The sequence below is a fragment of the Frigoribacterium sp. UYMn621 genome (genome assembly GCF_040549525.1).
Lineage (GTDB): Bacteria > Actinomycetota > Actinomycetes > Actinomycetales > Microbacteriaceae > Lacisediminihabitans.
This window is the reverse complement of the sequence record NZ_JBEPTM010000002.1, coordinates 360,796-377,852: the sequence shown is the minus strand read 5'-3', so window position 1 is coordinate 377,852 and position 17,057 is coordinate 360,796. Positions and strand designations below refer to the sequence as shown.

The following is a 17,057-nucleotide window of genomic DNA, read 5'->3' as shown; positions in this document are numbered from 1 at the left end:
ATTCGCAGGTCGGCCGGGTGTACTTTTGGATCGTTCAAATTGGACGGGGTGCCGGTCAATTGGATCGATCAAATTGTAGACCGACTGTAACGCCCATCCGGGGGGAGTGTCAACCGTGCATTCGGCATCCACCCTCCCGGGGCTGCGGTAACGTGACGGTACCGCACGAACGGACTGACCCTTGGAGGCCGCGATGTCACAGTTGCCGACCGTGCTCGACGTCGGTCGGGTCGCGGGTGTCTCGCGCCAGACCGTCTCCAATGTGCTCAATTCGCCCCAGATCGTCAAGCCGGAGACGCGAGAGAAGGTCGAGGCGGCGATCGCCCAGCTCGGCTATCGGCCGCACGCCTCGGCTCGGCGGCTGCGCACGCGAAAGAGTTCGACCCTCGGCATCCGCCTCGATCCCATGACCAATGGCATCTCGGGGTCTCTCCTCGACCGATTCCTGCACGCGCTCACCGAGCAGGCTGACCGCCGGGGGCTCCGGGTCATGCTGTTCACCGCGACCGGCCCAGAGGACGAGATCCGCCAGTTCGCCCGGTTGCGCGACGGAGCGGATGTCGACGGTTTCGTGCTCACCGCCACCTTCGTCAACGACCCGCGCACGGAATGGCTGATCGAGAACAACGTGCCGTTCGTCACCTTCGGGCGGCCCTGGGGTATCGACGACATGAACGACCCGCGGCACCTCTGGGTCGATGTCGACGGGCGTAGCGGTGTGCGAGACGCCACCGATCACCTGCTCGACGGAGGTGCATCGCACGTCGCGTTCCTCGGTTGGCCGACGAAGTTCAGCACCGGTGACGATCGTCGTCGGGGCTGGCGGGATGCCATGGAGGCGCGGTCCGGACTGGATCCCACCCAGCTCGACGCGCTCCAGGCGGATTCCGAGGACGACGTCGCCGCCGCGAGCCAGGCCATCCGTGCGCTCATCGACTCGGGAGTGCGGGTGGATGCGGTCGCCTGCGCCAGCGACTCCCTCGCGCTCGGCGCGCTGCTCGTCGTCGGCGCCGAGGTGCCGGTCGTCGGCTATGACAACACGCCTGTCGCGGGCGCCATCGGGCTTTCGAGCGTCGAGCAGCCCCTCGATGAGGTGGCCGTCGGCGCTCTCGACCTGTTGCTCGGAGACGGCTCGCACGGCATCGTCGGCTGGGAGAGCTCATCGCCCGAGCAGCGTCACCGGCTGGTGACCCCGCGCCTCGTGGTGCGCGAACGCTCCCCGATCGGGCGGTTGGCCTGAGCTCCGAGGCGCGTGTTGCGACGACGGTTCCCTGCGGTGCCGATTACGCCGAGCGGGCCTTCGCGGACATCCCGGGCCAGCGTGCCGACCCGGTGGGGCCGCACACGCCCGTTCTGCGCGAGGCGGGCGCCTAGGGCCGGTATTGGTGCAGAAGGAAGAACCAGTACGCGACGAAGTACGCCGCCGTCGCGGCACCGAGGCCGAGCACGAGGTTGAGGAGCACATTCGCGATCGCGGTGCGCCAGCGCCCAGAGAGCGCGAACTGCAGTGTCTCGACCGACCAGGTGCTGAAGGTCGTGAGACCGCCGGCGATCCCGGTGACCAGGATGAGGTGGAGGCCGCTGTCGAGGATGCCCCAGTCCGCGAGGGCGAGCACCCCGCCGCCGAGCAGGGATCCGGTCACGTTCACGACCAGCACCGCCCGGGGAAAGCGGGTGGCGCGGATGAACGCCAGCGAGATCGCGTACCGGGCGAGCGCGCCGATGGCTCCAGCCCCGAGCACCGCCGCGACGACGACCGGGCTCATTCGTCCACCATGTCGATCTCCAGCGGACTCGGCCTCGGGCGACGCCCCACGCTCAGCCCGAGCAGCGCGGCACCGAATCCGAGCAGCAGGGAGAGCACGAGGTACAGCACCGCGAGCATCCACAGGCCGTGGTGAGCTTCGGCGACGAGCGAGACGATGAGCGCGGAGAACGTGGTGAACGACCCGACCGTGCCTGTGCCGAGCCCCATCTTGAGCCAGTTGGGAGTGCCCGCGCGCCTCCACAGGGTGGCGACGAGGGCACCGAGCACGAAGGACCCCACGATGTTGACGATCAGGGTGCTGAGCGGAAACTCGGTGTCGGTGTGCGGGATCACCGTGTCGAGGGTGAATCTCAGTCCCGTGCCGATCACGCCACCGGCGGCGACGGCCACCACTTCACGCCAGCCCGCCACGAACCCTACTTCTGGCCCGGGGGGTTTCTGGCGGCGGACTTCTTGGCGGCCGACTCGCGGGCGAGACGCGCGGCGCGGTCGACCTGACTCTCGGCGCGACCATCGCCGGCGAGCACGCTGGACTTGCGCGCCGCGGGTGCGGCCGGGGGGAGCGGCTTGCGCATGATCGGGCGGCGGGGCTCCCCGCGGCGGGACTCGCCGGGAAGGGGACGGTACGACCGGCTGTAGAGGTTACGCGTGGAATCGAGCAGCCACGGCACCAGCGCGATCGTCACACCGTGCACGAGCATCAGCTTCTGGCGGATGCGTCGGGCCTTGTGGTTGTGCAGCAGGTTCTCCCACCAGTGGCCCACGATGTACTGCGGGGTGTAGACCGTGACGACCTCGGAGCCGAACTCGGCTCGACGCGCCTTGATGTACTTGATGAGCGGCATGCTGATGTCACGGTACGGCGAGGGCACGATGCGCAGCGGCACCTGGATGTTCATCTCGTCCCACTGCTTCGAGAGCAGCTCCGAGGCGTTGTCGTCGATGTTGATGTGCACGGCTTCGATGCTCTCGTGGCGAGCCGCGATCGCGTAGTCGAGCGCCTTCAAGGTCGGCTTCTGCATCTTGCCGACGAGCACGACGGCGTGGTCGCCGGTGGCACCGAAGGTGGTGGTGGGGTCGACCTCGATGTCCTTGGCCACCTGCCCGTAGTAGCGGTTGATGCGCAGCATCAGGTAGAAGAGCACGGGCATGATCGCGAAGACCAGCCAGGCACCGTGGGTGAACTTGGTGATTGTCACCACGATGAGCACGATGCCGGTGAACGTCGCTCCGGTGGCGTTGATCGCCCGGCTGCGCCAGACCTGGCCGCGCTGGGCTTTGCTGAGGGTCTCGCGGCCGTCGCGCAGCATCCGGGTCCAGTGCACCACCATGCCGGTCTGGCCGAGGGTGAAGGAGACGAACACACCGATGATGTAGAGCTGGATGAGCTGGGTGAGATTGGCGCGGTAGATCACCAGGAGCAGGATGGCCGCGCCGCTCAGCACGAGCACGCCGTTCGAGTAGACCAGGCGGTCGCCGCGGGTCTGGAGCGACTTGGGCGCGTAGGTGTCGCGGGCGAGCACGGAGCCCAGCAGCGGGAAGCCATTGAATGCGGTGTTCGCAGCAAGCAGCAGTACGAGTGCGGTGGCGCCCTGGATCACGTAGAACATGAAATAGCCGGCACCCGGGAAGGTGGCCGCCGCGATCTGCGAGATGACGCTGGTCTGCGGAGCCGTGGTGCAGTCCTTGAAGCCCTGGAGGTCACACGCTGACTCCGCGTAGTGCACCTTGCTGATCAGCGCGAGGGCCATGATGCCGACGAAGAGCACGATGGCGATGGATCCCATGAGCACGAGAGTGCGCTGCGCGTTCTTGATCTTCGGACGGCGGAACGCCTGCACGCCGTTCGCCACCGCTTCGACACCGGTGAGGGCGGAACATCCGCTCGCGAAGGCGCGAAGCAGCAGCAGGATGAACGCGATCTGCGTGAGGCTGGCCGGATCTTTGACCGTGTAGGCCGAGGACGCCGCGATCGGCGTGTCACCCAGCGCGGCGCGAACAAGCCCGGTGACGATCATGATGCCGGTGGAGGCGATGAAGAGGTAGGTGGGAAGGGCGAAGGCCTTGCTCGACTCCGCGACACCTCGCAGGTTGATGGCGGCGAGCACGATCACGAAGCCGACCGCGATCTCGACCCGGTACGTGTTGAGCATCGGGAACGCGGAGATGATGTTGTCCACCCCGGAGGCCACCGACACGGTGACGGTGAGGATGTAGTCGACGAGCAGCGCAGAGGCGACGACGAGGCCGGCCTTTTCGCCGAGGTTCTTGTGGGCGACCTCATAGTCGCCGCCGCCGGAGGGGTAGGCCTTGATGAGTTGGCGATAGGAGGTGACCACCACGATGAGCAGCAGCACGACGGCCGCGGCCACCCAGGGGGCGAAGCTCAGGAACGCCAGTCCACCGAGGGTGAGGATGAGGAGCAGTTCCTGGGGCGCATAGGCCACGGAAGACAACGCGTCGCTGGCGAAAATGGGCAGCGCGAGGTGCTTCGGGAGGAGCTGGCCCTCCAGTTTCTCGGAGGCCAGCGGTTCGCCGATCAGCCAACGCTTCGGCGAACGAACTTCGCTAGTCACGAGGTGCGACACTACACCTGAACTCTGGTCTGTTTGAAATCAGCCGCCGATCGGGGGAATACTCCCGGCATTCCCTCGCTTAACCCGCGGTCCGCGGCTGGCCTCCCCGGCGGATCGGGCGCTGGTGGCTCGAGCTCCGGAGAGACGATGGCGCTTGACCTTGACGCTGCGTCAACCTCTAGCGTGAGGTTCATGACGAACACAGCCAAGGACTGGTCCATCCAGGAGATCGCCCGTCTCTCGGGCACGACCTCCCGCACCCTGCGCCACTACGACGAGATCGGGCTCCTCGCGCCCACCCGCCTCGGCGCCAATGGCTACCGCCATTACGACGCGGTCGCCCTCACGCGGCTCCAGCGCATCCTGATGCTGCGCGAGCTCGGACTCGGGTTGCCGGCGATCGCGGACGTGCTCGCCGGTGCGACAGACGATGCGGATGCGCTGGCGGCGCACCTGCGCTGGTTGCGCCAGGAGAAGAACCGTCTCGACCGGCAGATCCGCTCGGTGGAGATCACCATCATCAACCAGAAGGAAGGAACAGCGCTCATGGCCGACGAGATGTTCGACGGATTCGACCACACCGTCTACCGGGAAGAGGTGGAGGAACGGTGGGGCATTCGGTCCTACGCCGGAGGTGACCGGTGGTGGAGATCCCTCTCCGCAGAGGACAAAGGAAGGTTCCGGTCCGAACAGAAGACGGTGGAGGCGGACTATGCATCGGCCATCGCGGCGGGCGCGGATGTCGACGGCGACGCGGTGCAGGCGATCACCCGGCGCCACTACGTGTGGATCACGGCCTCCTGGCAGGGAACGGCCCCGACTTCCGAACAGTTCACGGGGCTGGGTGAGATGTACGTTGCCGACGACCGCTTCGCCGCGAACTATGGCGGCCCGGGGGGTGCCGCCTTCGTGCGCGACGCGATGGCCGCATACGCCTCCCGCCACCTCGGCTAGTGCGTTCCGTGAGCCGGCGCGTTCCGTGAGCCGGCTGGTTCGGTGAGCCGGCGCGTTCCATGAGCCGGCGAGTTCCGTGAGCCGGCTGGTTCGGTCAGTCGGTTCGGTCCGTGAGTTCAGTCGGCGCGTTCCATCATTCAGGAAGGTGTGAGACGGGAGGTGCCGGAGTGGCGGATGGGGTGAACATCCGTCCCTCTGGCCTCTCTGACCCCGTATCTTCCTGAATGATGGAGGCCCGAATGGCGGCCGCCCGAGTGACGGCCGCCGGAGTAACGGACGCCTGAGGGACGGCCGCCGGAAGGACGGCCGCCCGGGGGACCGCCGCCGGAGGGGCGGCCGCCTGAGTAACCGAGGCCTGAGGGACGGCGGGGCGGATGCTCGCTGGCACGGTCAGCAGCGGAATCGTCACGTTGACCATCGGCCCGATCAGCACCGCGAACAGCACGGTGCCGACACCCACGTTGCCGCCGAGCAGCCATCCGATGGCCAGCACCGTCACCTCGATCGAGGTGCGCACGATCCAGAGTCGCCAGCCCCAGCGGCGATGGATGCCCGTCATGAGGCCGTCACGCGGCCCGGGCCCGAAACGCGCGCCGATATAGAGGCCGGTGGCCAGGGCGAGCAGTGCGAGCCCGCCGGCGAACAGGAGCACCTGTTCCCAAGGCTCTCGAATGACCGGCAGCAGCCACAGGCCGAACTGGGCGCTCGGCCCGATCAGCAGCACGTTGAGCAGCGTTCCGAGGCCCGGCCTCTGGCGGATGGGTATCCACAACAGCAGCACCAGCAGCCCGACGACATTCGTGATGAGGCCGAACGCGAGACCGGTCTGCCTCGCTATGCCCTGCGTGAGCACATCCCAGGGCGAGACGCCGATGCCCGCCTGCACCATCATCGCGATCGCGAACCCGTAGAGGATCAGGCCGACGAGCAGCTGGGCCAGGCGTCGAAACATCATTTAGCTATCCAATTGGCAGATTGGCCTTCTGGCAAGATGCCAATCCTCCTAGAGTGGCTCCATGAACTCCCTGTCGGCCCGATCATTGGCCTCACTCCTGCGGGGGTGGCGCGAGGCCACCGCCGCTCCGGCGTACGCGGCACTGGCCGATCGCATCCGCCTGCTCATCCTCGACGGCCGCATCCCCCTCGGCACCCGGGTGCCCGCGGAACGTGACCTGGCGGCGCAGCTCGGGGTCAGTCGCACCACGGTGACGGCGAGCTATGGCGAGCTGAGGGAAGGGGGATACCTCGACAGCCTCCGCGGATCGGGCAGCGTCGCGCGGCTGCCCTCACGCTCACCGATCATCGTCGACAACCATCAGGCCGGCTATCTCGACTTCAGCAAGGCTGCGCTGCCCGCAATCCCGGCGCTCGCTGCGGCGGCGCTCCAGGCGGCCGCCGAGCTCCCCGCCTATCTCGGCGACTCGGGCTTCGACCCGATCGGACTCCCGGTGCTGCGCGCCGCCGTCGCCGACCGGTACAGCGCGAGGGGGCTGCCGACTGAACCGGAACAGATCATGATCACCCTCGGTGCCCAGCACGCGATCGCCCTTCTCGCGCGCACGATTCTCGGTCGCGGCGACAGCGCCCTCGTCGAATCACCGAGCTATCCGCATGCCTATGAAGCCCTCCGGCTCACCGGTGCGCGGCTCGTTCCCGTGAGCGTGACGAGCGATGACGGCTGGGATGAAGCGGCGCTCGAGCAGGCCATCCAACGCTCCAGCCCGGCGATGGGGTACCTCATGCCCGACTTCCACAATCCCACCGGACAGACCATGCCGGCCGCACTGCGGGAGCGGATGCTGGCGCTCGCCGAACGGCAGGGCACGGTGATCGTCGCGGACGAGACCATGGCCGAGCTCGCCATCGACCGGCCGGATACCCCGCTGCCGCTGGCGGCCTACGGTGCCGCCGTCACCATCGGATCGGTCGGGAAGACGGTGTGGGGCGGGGTGCGGATCGGGTGGATCCGGGCCGAGCGGCAGCTCATCCAGAAGCTCACGCGAGCGCGGAGCGCGGGCGACCTCGGCACTCCGGCCCTCGAACAGCTCGTGGTGACGAACCTCCTCCATCAGTACGACGCCATTCTCGATATTCGCCAGGCGCAGTTGCGGGCGGGCCGGGACCACCTCGCCGGGGCGCTTGCGGCTGCCTTCCCGGAGTGGCGGGTGCCTACCCCGAATGGTGGCCTCACCACCTGGGTCAACCTTGGAGCGCCGGTGAGCTCGCAACTGACGCTCGCCGCACGCGCGGAAGGACTGTTGCTGGCGGCGGGCCCCCGCTTCGGAATCGATGGTGCCTTCGAGCGTTTCCTGCGCATCCCCTTCGGCCATTCGACTGATGAGACCGATCGTGCCATCGAGGCGCTCGGCCGGGCCTGGACCTCACTCGCGCGCGGTCCACTGCTCGACCAGTCCTTCCTGGCAGAAGTGGTCTAGCGCCCGCGGATCGGTTACTCCCACGAGAGTATGCAGACCTCCAGCAAGCACTGAGATACTTTCCACGAGCACAAGGTCGTGCGTATCGCCCTGCCACAGCCCCAGGAGACTTCCCCGTGCACTTGTTTTCAGTTTTCAGCCTGCGCAATCGCGCTCTCATCGCGCTGATCACTATCGTCATCGGAATCTTCGGCGGCATCGCCCTCACCTCCTTCAAGCAGGAGTTGATCCCGTCCCTCTCGCTCCCCTCGGTCTTCATCGTCTCGTCGTACCCCGGTGCGTCGCCGGATGTCGTGAACACCGATGTCAGCACTCCGATCGAGAGCGGGCTCCAGGGCATCGAGAATCTCGACTCCACCACCGCGACATCCAACACCTCGGCGTCGACGGTCACGGCCTCATTCGCCTATGGCACCGACATCGCCACCTCCGAGCAGAAGGTGCAGCTGGCCCTCGACCGCATCAAGACGCGCCTGCCGTCCAGTGTCACGCCGCAGGTGATCACCTTCAGCCTGAGCGACTTCCCGGTGATCCAACTCGCCGTGACCAGCGACATGGACGCCAACACCCTCGCCGCGAAACTCTCCGCTCTCACGGTCACGAACCTGAAGCAACTCGAGGGCGTCAGCGATGTGAGCCTGCTCGGCGCCGCGTCCCAGCGGGTCACCATCACCCCGGATGTGGACAAACTCGCCGCAGACGGTCTGACCATCCAGTCGATCAAGTCCGCCCTCGCGGCCAATGGCACGCTGCTGGCGAGCGGATCGATCACCGAGGACGGCAAGACCCTCACCGTGCAGTCCGGGTCGCGCATCACCAGCACAGCAGAGATCGCCGCCCTTCCGCTGCTCGGCACCCGGACGGCGACGCCACCCACCATCGCGGATGTCGCCACCGTCGCTGTCGTCAACGACCCGACGAGCGGCTACTCCAGTGTCAACGGCAAGCCTGCCGTGACCCTCAACATCACCAAGTCGGCCGCAGGCAACACGGTGTCGGTGTCCCACACCGTGCGGGACGACATCCCCGCTCTCGAGAAGCAGCTGGGCTCGAACACCAGATTCACCGTCGTCTCCGACCAGGCGCCGTCGATCACCCAGTCGATCGACAGCCTCGCCCAAGAGGGCCTGCTCGGCCTCGGCTTCGCCGTGATCATCATCCTCGTCTTCCTGTTCTCGGTGCGCTCGACCCTGGTGACGGCGATCTCGATACCGGTCTCGGTGCTCATCACCTTCATCGGCATGCAGGCCTCGGGGTACACGCTCAACGTGATCACCCTCGCCGCGCTCACGATCGCGATCGGTCGCGTCGTCGATGACTCGATCGTCGTGATCGAGAACATCAAGCGGCACCTCGGGCTCGGTGAGGAGAAGCTGCCCGCCATCCTCTCCGCCGTTCGCGAGGTCGCAACGGCGGTCACCGCCTCGACGGTGACGACGGTTGCCGTGTTCCTTCCCATCGCCCTCGTCGGTGGGCTCACCGGGGAGCTGTTCCGGCCCTTCGCGCTCACCGTGACCATGGCCTTGCTCGCGTCACTGTTCGTCTCCCTCACGATCGTCCCGGTGCTTGCCTACTGGTTCCTCGGCAGCAAGAAGGCGGTGCACAAGCACGCCGGCACCGAGGCGGTCGAGAAGGTCACTCGCCTCCAGAAGATCTACCTTCCGGTGATCCGCTGGACTCTCAAGTTCCCCGCGATCGTGCTGGTGGCCGCGCTGCTGCTCCTTGCCGGCAGCGGTCTGCTCGCCACGAGCCTCAAGACCAACTTCATCGGCAACAGCGGGCAGAACACGCTCACCGTGACCCAGAAGCTTCCCCTCGGCACCAGCCTCGAGGCCCAGGATGCCGCGTCGAAGGAGGTGGAGACCACGCTCCGCGAGGTGAAGGGCGTCGATACCGTGCTTCTCACCATCGGGTCCGGTGGCAGTTCGCTGCGCGCGGCGTTCTCGGGTGGGGGATCGAGCACCTACTCGCTCACGACCGACCCGAACGCCGACCAGGCCAAGCTCCAGGCGAAGGTCACCTCGGAATTGAAGAAGATCACCGGCAAGGGAGAGCTCGCCGTCGCGGCGGCCCAGGGCGGTTTCGCGTCGTCGGACATCGAGGTGAACGTCACCGCCGGCAGTGACGCGGACCTGCGCGAGGCATCCGACACCATTCTCGCCAAGGTGAAGGACCTCTCCGTCGTCTCGCGGGCATCGAGCAACCTCTCCGCGTCCCTGCCCTACATCGCGGTGCAGATCGACCGCGCGAAGGCGGCCGCCGCCGGACTGACCGAGGTGCAGGTCGGCGGCATCGTCACGCAGGCGATGAACCCGAGCGCCACCGGGAGCGTGGTCATCGACGGCAAGACCCTCTCGATCTATGTGAATAATTCCAGTGCGCCGACCACAACGGATGCCCTGAAGGCCTTCTCTATTCCGACCGCGACCGGCGTCGTGCCGCTCTCCGACCTCGCCACCGTCTCCACGGTCAACGGGCCGTCGAGCATCACCACGATCAAGGGCCTGCGCAGCGCCACTCTCTCGGTGACGCCGAGCACGGACAACACGGGGAGCGCCTCGACGATCGTGTCGGCCGCTGTCGCGAAGGCGAAGCTGCCGGCCAGCGCCACCGCGACTCTCGGCGGGGTCACCACCCAGCAGGGCGACTCGTTCAGCCAGCTCGGACTCGCACTGCTCGCTGCCATCCTCATCGTCTACGTCGTGATGGTGGCCACCTTCAAGAGCCTGCGGCAGCCCTTGCTGCTGCTCGTGTCGATCCCCTTCGCCGCGACCGGCGCGATCGTGCTTCAGGTGATCTCCGGGGTTCCCCTCGGAGTCGCCTCGCTGATCGGGGTGCTGATGCTCATCGGAATCGTGGTGACGAACGCGATCGTGCTCGTCGACCTGATCAACCAGTACCGCACCCGGGGGATGAAGGTCGCCGACGCGATCGTCAACGGCGCCTCGCGTCGTCTGCGGCCGATCCTCATGACCGCTCTCGCGACGATCTTCGCGCTTGTGCCGCTGGGAATCGGCCTCACCGGTCACGGTGGCTTCATCTCTCAGCCGCTCGCGATCGTGGTGATCGGCGGACTCGTGTCATCCACCCTGCTCACGCTCATCGTGTTGCCGGTGCTCTACTACCTGGTGGAGGGTGCGAAGGAACGTCGCAGCGATCGTCGCGCGGCCAGGGAGGCGGCGGACACGGCGCCAGTGTCCGAGGCGCAAAGCTAGGCTCGACTGATGGCCACCCCCGACTTCGTTCTCGCCCTCAGGGAAAAGATCGGGCACGACGAGCTGTGGTTGCCCGGGGTGACGGCGGTGGTGCTGCGGGGACCCGAGTTGTTGCTCGTGCGGCGTGCGGACAGCGGCGCGTGGACTCCCGTCACCGGCATCGTCGACCCGGGGGAGGAACCCGCCGTCGCGGCCGAGCGAGAGGTACTCGAGGAAGCGGATGTCGTCGCGCACGTCGAATCGCTGGCCTGGGTCAAGGTGATCGACACCGTCACCTACGCGAACGGCGACCGGTCGAGGTATCTCGACCTCGTGTTCCGCTGCAGCTGGGTCTCGGGCGATCCGTTCCCCGCCGACGGCGAGAACACCGAGGCGGCGTGGTTTCGGTTGGATGCCCTGCCACGGCTGTCCGAGGACATGAGCTCCCGCATCCGCGTCGCGGTCGAGTGTGCAGAGGCGGCGCGCTTCGAGCGCTGAGCTCAGCCGGCGGGCCGATCGAGCGCGCTGTGGAAGAAGCTCGAGATGCGCGAGCGCATGTCGTCGCTGAGCATCGCAATCGAATGGAGGTGCCCCTTCACGGTCACGAAAGTCGTGTCGATGTCGTGCTCCCGCAGCGCTCGCACGAACTCGCTCGACTGCTCGAGGGGGATCCGTTCGTTCAGGGAGTGCCCGATGAAGAACGGGGGATCCGAATCGTCGACCTGGAACAGGGGCGAGGCGCGCGCCGCCTGCGGGCAGTCCTCGAAGCTCGCGCACGCGAGGTAGGAGAGTTCGAGCGGGCGGAAGTCCGCGAGCTCGATGCCATCGCCGGTGAGGTTGGTCGGGCCGCTGAGCTCGGCCACCGCCGCGACCCGGGAGGCAGAGGTGAGGCTGCCGGTGCCCTCGACACCGAGCAGCGCCGCGAGGTTGCCACCGGCCGACCCGCCGAACGCCCCGATGCGCTTCGGGTCGATGTCGTATTTCTGCACGACCGCACTCGAGCGCATGTACCGCACGGCGGCCCGCACATCGTCGATTCCGGCAGGGAACGGATGCTGCGGGGCCAGCGCGTAACCCACAGAGAAGGTGACGAAACCCTCTGACGCGAGCCACTGGCAGACGCTGCGCCAGTTGATGTTGGCCTTGTCGCCCGCCCGCCAGCTGCCGCCGTGGATGGAAATGACTGCGGCGCGGGGGGTCGATGAGCCCGTCGAATCGGGCGGGAGGCAGACATCCACTCGCCCACCCGTCGCGCTGCCGTAGTCGAGGTTCTCGGCCACGACGATGCGGGGGTAGGTCTTCACCTGCGGATAGACGGGCTGCGCTGTGGGGGTGACTCGCTCCGACTGAGAGCCGGTCGGCGTGCACGCGACGAGCGACAGCAGAACGGCGGCGGACGCGAGCGCAGATATCGCCCACGCCGCCCTCTGCCGTGTGGCCGTCGCTCCCAGAACACGCATTCGTGTCAATCTAATGCGCTTTCGGCGGGTGTCCTGTAATGTAGTCGAGTCGGCTCTAGACATCGCGGCGTAAACGCGAATGGGTTTGTAAGTCTTTCGGGCCGGTTTCCCTCAGTTCTCACCTTAAGAGAACACCTCCAGCTACTCCCTGGAATACGTGGGAACAATCACGTATGTGAAACGGTCCTGGCCAAAGACTGCCCGGGTTCCAGCAGAAACACTGCTTGTTGGCAGTGTGCTGCCATGCACTTAAACACAACCCGGAAATACGACTATGCCCTTCGATAAAAAAGCGGCCACAGGCCGACCTGTCAAGAAGTACAACTCCGCTGGACCCGCCAAGAATGGCAGCCGCAGCGAGGGTCACCGCGGCTTCCACAACGACGCCCCGGTGAAGAAGCGCTGGAACGCGGATGAGCGTGCCGCGCGCACCGGGGACCGCCCCGCAGGCACCGAGCGCCCCGCATCCACGGATCGCCGTCCCAACTGGACCCCGACCAATGAGCGTCCGGCTCGCCCCTCCTACGGCGACCGCCCCCAGCGCACCGAGCGTCCCTCCTATGGCGAGCGCACCGAGCGTCCCTCCTACAACGACCGGCCCGCGCGTCCGTCGTACGGCGACCGTCCGGCTCGCCCGTCCTACAACAACACCGACCGCCCCGCGCGCCCGGCCTACGGCGATCGTCCGGCTCGCACCGAGCGTCCCTCGTACGGCGACCGCCCGGCGACCAACGACCGCGCACCGCGCACCGATCGTCCCGCATACAACGACCGTCCCGCTCGCACCGAGCGCCCGTCGTACAACGCTCGTCCGGCTCGCACGGAGCGCCCCGCGTACAACGACCGCGCACCGCGCACGGATCGTCCCGCGTACAACGATCGTCCGGCTCGCACGGAGCGCCCCGCGTACAACGACCGCGCACCGCGCACGGATCGTCCCGCGTACAACGATCGTCCGGCTCGCACGGAGCGCCCCGCGTACAACGACCGGCCGGCTCGCACCGAGCGCCCGTCTTACAACGATCGTCCCGCTCGCACGGAGCGCCCGTCGTACAACGACCGTCCGGCTCGCTCCTTCGAGGATCGTGCTCCCCGCCGCGACAGCGACTACTACCCGGCCAAGAACGACGCCAAGTCGACGGCTTTCGCCGCCCACGAAGACGTCGTGCTGGAGCGACTCGAGGCCAAGGTCATCACCGCGGGTGACGCGGCGGGCGTCAGCTGGAAAGACCTCGGCATCGGCGACAACATGACCCGTCAGCTCATCGTGATGGGTGCAGAGACGCCGTTCCCGATCCAGGCCGCCACCATCCCGGATGTGCTCGCCGGCAAGGACGTGCTCGGTCGCGGAAAGACCGGATCCGGCAAGACCATCGCCTTCGGGGCCCCGCTCGTGGAGCGCCTCATGGAGAACATGGGTGGCGCCGGACGCAAGCCCGGCCGCAAGCCCCGCGCGCTGATCCTCGCGCCCACCCGTGAGCTCGCCATGCAGATCGACCGCACGGTGCAGCCCATCGCCCGCAGCGTCGGCCTGTTCACCACGACGATCGTCGGTGGCGTGCCGCAGTACAAGCAGGTCTCGACCCTCCAGCGTGGTGTCGATATCGTCATCGCGACTCCCGGTCGCGTCGAAGACCTCATCGAGCAGGGCCGACTCGATCTGAGCGAGGTCTTCGTGACCGTGCTCGACGAGGCCGACCACATGTGCGACCTGGGCTTCCTCGAGCCGGTGCAGCGCATCCTCGAGTCCACCAAGGCCGGCGGCCAGAAGCTGCTGTTCTCGGCCACTCTCGACAAGGGTGTCGCCACCCTGGTCAAGCAGTTCCTCAAGGACCCCGCAGTGCACGAGGTCGCGGGCGAAGACCAGGCGTCTTCCACGATCGACCACCGTGTGCTGCTCATCGAGCAGCGGGACAAGACCCGCATCATCGAGGAGCTCGCCGGTGGCGAGGGCAAGACGCTCATCTTCGCCCGCACCCGCGCGTTCGCCGAGCAGTTGGCCGACCAGCTCGAGGATGCCGGCATCCCGGCCACCTCGCTGCACGGAGACCTCAACCAGTCGCGACGCACGCGCAACCTCCAGCTGCTCACCAGCGGCCGGGTCAACGTGCTCGTGGCGACGGATGTCGCGGCCCGCGGCATCCACGTGGATGACATCAGCCTCGTGATCCAGGCCGACGCCCCCGACGAGTACAAGACCTACCTGCACCGCTCAGGCCGCACCGGCCGCGCGGGCAAGGTCGGTACCGTCGTGACGCTCATCTCGAAGGCGCGTCGCCGCCGCATGGACGAACTCCTCGGCCGCGCCGAGATCACCGCGTCCATGGTCAACGCCGCTCCCGGCGACCGAGTGATCGAAGAACTCGCGGCGCTGTAGCAACCCCGTGTGCCGAAGGGCGTCCATCCGATCGGATGGGCGCCCTTCGTCGCACCGCGGGGGCGAAAAGAGGGGGCGTTACCCGGAGCCCATTCCGCCGGAACCGACGGGGAAGTCTAGGCGGCGCGGCGCGGGGCGACGAAGATGGGGGGATGCCGTCCCGTCGTGCGCCAGACCCGCGATCCGTCGTCGTGCTCCGTGCCGTCGCGGTCGCCTCGATTCTCGCGGTGATCCTCGGTGGGCTCGCGGCCGGCCGTGGGCCCGCCGACGCCGCATCACCGCCGCATCACGATGGTGCCGTCGCCGGCATCGCGGACTTCGACCCCGGATACATCCTGTCCGACCGGGTGCTGTCCGACTCGCGATCGCTGACCGAGGCAGAGGTGCAGTCGTTCATCGCCCAACAGGCACCCGGATGCGCCTTCACCAGTGAGACCACCTGCCTGCGCGCCTACCGGTCCGAACTCCCGGCCCGTGCGGCCTCGGCCAGCGGGCAGTGCACCGCTCTCCAGGGGGAGTCGGGCGTTCTCGCCAGCCGAATCGTGGTGCAGGTGGCGCACGCCTGCCGCATCAACCCGCAGGTGCTGCTCGTGATGCTGCAGAAGGAACAGGGACTCATCACGGCGGTGTCCCCGACGGACCGCGCCTACCGGGTGGCCATGGGATACGGATGCCCCGACTCCGCTGCCTGCGAGACCGAGTTCTACGGATTCGCCTCCCAGGTGTACCAGGCCGCGAAGCAACTGCGCAGCTACCTGCTGGATCCCGCGCACTGGCGCTATCGGGTGGGGCAGGTGGCGGTGAAGTTCAGCCCGGATGCGACGTGCGGGTCGGCCGTGGTGGAGATCCGCAACCCGGCGACGGCCGCGCTGTACAACTACACGCCGTATCAGCCGAACGCCGCAGCCCTGGCCAATCCGCGGGGTCAGGGTGACGCGTGCTCGTCCTACGGCAACCGCAACTTCTGGGTCGCCTTCACCGACTGGTTCGGATCACCCACCGAACGCTGAGTTTGCGAAAGTCACCAGCCCCCCAAAACGGGGGAGAGGCGATGTCCGTGGTGAGGGGCGCGGGAGCGCCAAAGGGGTACACCGCGGACGTTGTACCCCAATTCTTCGAAGGTGAGCTTCACCGGGCATTTCCCGGAATGAGATCGATATCACTATGGTCTGCGGGCATTAGCTAGACCGTGGTGTAGTTCAGCAGCTGTATGAAAACGCATCTGCTTCGAGCCTCCGGCGACGAATCGGGGTACAACGGCACATTGACGCGGAGCGGGATTCTGTTAGCGTTTCAGGTGTGAGACGCTCCCTAGGCAACTCACGAAACAGCTGCGACTAACCACCCGACACAGCACATGTACATCTGTGACTGAATCGGGGATTCCATGTCTGTGAGCGGCTTCGCACCATCTGCGACGGCATTACGCCAGGTGCTGACGACCCTCGTCGTCGGCGTCACCGCTGCCAGTGTCGCCATCCTCGTTCCCCTCTCGCCGGCGGATCGAGCGGCTGCCCACATCGCACAGCCCGCCCGCAGCGAGATCGTCACCATCGGCACCGAGACGGGCACGCCGAACAGCGTGCGTGCGGCATCGCTGTGGACCGATCGTCCGTCCATCCTCGTCGTGCCGGCCGGGCGCGCAACCGTGACGCAGGCTCCTCAGCCCGCAGCGGTCGCCCCGGCGGCACCCACCGTCGCGCACCTCGTGCGCACCGTCGTGCTCGGCGACTTCCTCTCCCAGCGGGATGTTCGCATCGAGGCGATCGCCCGCGCGGCGGCACAGCTGAAAGCCGAGCACGAAGCTGCTGTTGCTGCCGCCGCCGCTGCTGCGGCAGCACAGGCCGCCGCGGCCGCAGCGGCCCAGGCGGCCGCGCAAGCCGCGGCACAGGCTGCGGCCGAGGCTGCCGCCCGCGCCGCCCAGGGCTTCGTGCAGCGCGTGTGGACCAGCGGCTTCCAGAACGAGATCAACCAATGCCGCGGCGCCGTGGACGTCACCGCGGTCTACCGGGTGCGGGTCATCGCAGAACACAGCAACTGTGGCGGCAGCCGATTCCCCACCGCTGCCGGTGCGATCGTCACGATCACGGGCCTGGATGCCGGCCGCTACCGCGTGATCGGTGTGGTCGCCCACCTCAACGGTGAGGTCAACCACGCCGAGGACATCCCCCGCGGCTACGATCTGCTCTTCCAGACCTGCGCGTCCGGCTTCACCGACATGCGCTTCACCGCACTCCAGCGCATCGGCTAGTCGCTCCGGCCGCTACCCGGGTCTCCGCATCCGGGTGCCGGG

General features: G+C 67.4%; 13 protein-coding genes. 8 read left to right on the top strand and 5 right to left on the bottom strand.

The window, feature by feature from the left end; translation table 11 throughout:
• Window positions 1-193 precede the first annotated feature (193 nt).
• On the top strand, window positions 194-1,240 hold the full coding sequence (locus tag ABIB54_RS05875) for a LacI family DNA-binding transcriptional regulator (RefSeq protein ID WP_354574573.1): 1,047 nt from the start codon (window positions 194-196) through the stop codon (window positions 1,238-1,240).
• Between the two features lie 130 nt (window positions 1,241-1,370).
• Here the strand turns inward: ABIB54_RS05875 and ABIB54_RS05870 are convergent, their stop codons facing one another.
• The 3 genes from ABIB54_RS05870 to ABIB54_RS05860 are packed head-to-tail and all read right to left on the bottom strand — an operon-like array spanning window position 1,371 to window position 4,344.
• Complete coding sequence (locus ABIB54_RS05870) at window positions 1,371-1,766, bottom strand: fluoride efflux transporter FluC (RefSeq protein ID WP_354574572.1); 396 nt, start codon at window positions 1,764-1,766, stop codon at window positions 1,371-1,373.
• Window positions 1,763-2,179 carry a fluoride efflux transporter FluC gene (locus ABIB54_RS05865; protein WP_354574571.1) on the bottom strand — a complete coding sequence of 139 codons (417 nt, stop codon included), beginning with the start codon at window positions 2,177-2,179 and terminating at the stop codon, window positions 1,763-1,765. Before ABIB54_RS05865 ends, ABIB54_RS05870 begins: the two co-directional genes overlap by 4 nt.
• A gap of 5 nt (window positions 2,180-2,184) precedes the next feature.
• On the bottom strand, window positions 2,185-4,344 hold the full coding sequence (locus tag ABIB54_RS05860) for an APC family permease (RefSeq protein ID WP_354574570.1): 2,160 nt from the start codon (window positions 4,342-4,344) through the stop codon (window positions 2,185-2,187).
• 192 nt (window positions 4,345-4,536) lie between these two features.
• Between ABIB54_RS05860 and ABIB54_RS05855 the strand changes: the two genes are divergently transcribed.
• On the top strand, window positions 4,537-5,298 hold the full coding sequence (locus ABIB54_RS05855) for a MerR family transcriptional regulator (protein WP_354574569.1): 762 nt from the start codon (window positions 4,537-4,539) through the stop codon (window positions 5,296-5,298).
• A gap of 133 nt (window positions 5,299-5,431) precedes the next feature.
• Here ABIB54_RS05855 and yczE read toward each other — a convergent pair whose 3' ends face one another.
• Window positions 5,432-6,253, bottom strand: a complete 822-nt coding sequence (gene yczE, locus ABIB54_RS05850) for a membrane protein YczE (RefSeq protein ID WP_354574568.1) — start codon at window positions 6,251-6,253, stop codon at window positions 5,432-5,434.
• 61 nt (window positions 6,254-6,314) lie between these two features.
• On the opposite strand from yczE, the gene yczR reads away from it, so the two are divergent.
• The 3 genes from yczR (at window position 6,315) to ABIB54_RS05835 (ending at window position 11,425) form a co-directional block, all read left to right on the top strand.
• Entirely contained in the window at window positions 6,315-7,733 is a 1,419-nt protein-coding gene (gene yczR, locus ABIB54_RS05845; RefSeq protein ID WP_354574567.1) for a MocR-like transcription factor YczR, read from the top strand.
• 116 nt (window positions 7,734-7,849) lie between these two features.
• Window positions 7,850-10,948, top strand: coding sequence for an efflux RND transporter permease subunit (locus ABIB54_RS05840; protein WP_354574566.1), 3,099 nt, complete (start codon window positions 7,850-7,852; stop codon window positions 10,946-10,948).
• A gap of 9 nt (window positions 10,949-10,957) precedes the next feature.
• Entirely contained in the window at window positions 10,958-11,425 is a 468-nt protein-coding gene (locus ABIB54_RS05835; RefSeq protein WP_354574565.1) for an NUDIX hydrolase, read from the top strand.
• A 2-nt stretch (window positions 11,426-11,427) separates the two neighbouring features.
• Here the strand turns inward: ABIB54_RS05835 and ABIB54_RS05830 are convergent, their stop codons facing one another.
• Entirely contained in the window at window positions 11,428-12,387 is a 960-nt protein-coding gene (locus ABIB54_RS05830; RefSeq protein WP_354574564.1) for an alpha/beta hydrolase fold domain-containing protein, read from the bottom strand.
• 274 nt (window positions 12,388-12,661) lie between these two features.
• Between ABIB54_RS05830 and ABIB54_RS05825 the strand changes: the two genes are divergently transcribed.
• The 3 genes from ABIB54_RS05825 to ABIB54_RS05815 all read left to right on the top strand — a co-directional run bounded on the left by ABIB54_RS05825 (window position 12,662) and on the right by ABIB54_RS05815 (window position 17,015).
• Window positions 12,662-14,764, top strand: a complete 2,103-nt coding sequence (locus ABIB54_RS05825) for a DEAD/DEAH box helicase (protein WP_354574563.1) — start codon at window positions 12,662-12,664, stop codon at window positions 14,762-14,764.
• A gap of 152 nt (window positions 14,765-14,916) precedes the next feature.
• Window positions 14,917-15,774, top strand: coding sequence for a LasA N-terminal domain-containing protein (locus tag ABIB54_RS05820; protein ID WP_354574562.1), 858 nt, complete (start codon window positions 14,917-14,919; stop codon window positions 15,772-15,774).
• A gap of 377 nt (window positions 15,775-16,151) precedes the next feature.
• Window positions 16,152-17,015, top strand: coding sequence for a hypothetical protein (locus tag ABIB54_RS05815; RefSeq protein ID WP_354574561.1), 864 nt, complete (start codon window positions 16,152-16,154; stop codon window positions 17,013-17,015).
• Window positions 17,016-17,057: the final 42 nt, after the last annotated feature.

Coding starts and splice junctions, on each gene's coding strand:
- ABIB54_RS05875 (WP_354574573.1), top strand. CDS start 194: ATGTCACAGTTGCCGACCGTGCTCGACGTCGGTCGGGTCGCGGGTGTC.
- ABIB54_RS05870 (WP_354574572.1), bottom strand. CDS start 1,766: ATGAGCCCGGTCGTCGTCGCGGCGGTGCTCGGGGCTGGAGCCATCGGC.
- ABIB54_RS05855 (WP_354574569.1), top strand. CDS start 4,537: ATGACGAACACAGCCAAGGACTGGTCCATCCAGGAGATCGCCCGTCTC.
- yczE (WP_354574568.1), bottom strand. CDS start 6,253: ATGATGTTTCGACGCCTGGCCCAGCTGCTCGTCGGCCTGATCCTCTAC.
- yczR (WP_354574567.1), top strand. CDS start 6,315: ATGAACTCCCTGTCGGCCCGATCATTGGCCTCACTCCTGCGGGGGTGG.
- ABIB54_RS05835 (WP_354574565.1), top strand. CDS start 10,958: ATGGCCACCCCCGACTTCGTTCTCGCCCTCAGGGAAAAGATCGGGCAC.
- ABIB54_RS05830 (WP_354574564.1), bottom strand. CDS start 12,387: ATGCGTGTTCTGGGAGCGACGGCCACACGGCAGAGGGCGGCGTGGGCG.
- ABIB54_RS05825 (WP_354574563.1), top strand. CDS start 12,662: ATGCCCTTCGATAAAAAAGCGGCCACAGGCCGACCTGTCAAGAAGTAC.
- ABIB54_RS05820 (WP_354574562.1), top strand. CDS start 14,917: ATGCCGTCCCGTCGTGCGCCAGACCCGCGATCCGTCGTCGTGCTCCGT.
- ABIB54_RS05815 (WP_354574561.1), top strand. CDS start 16,152: ATGTCTGTGAGCGGCTTCGCACCATCTGCGACGGCATTACGCCAGGTG.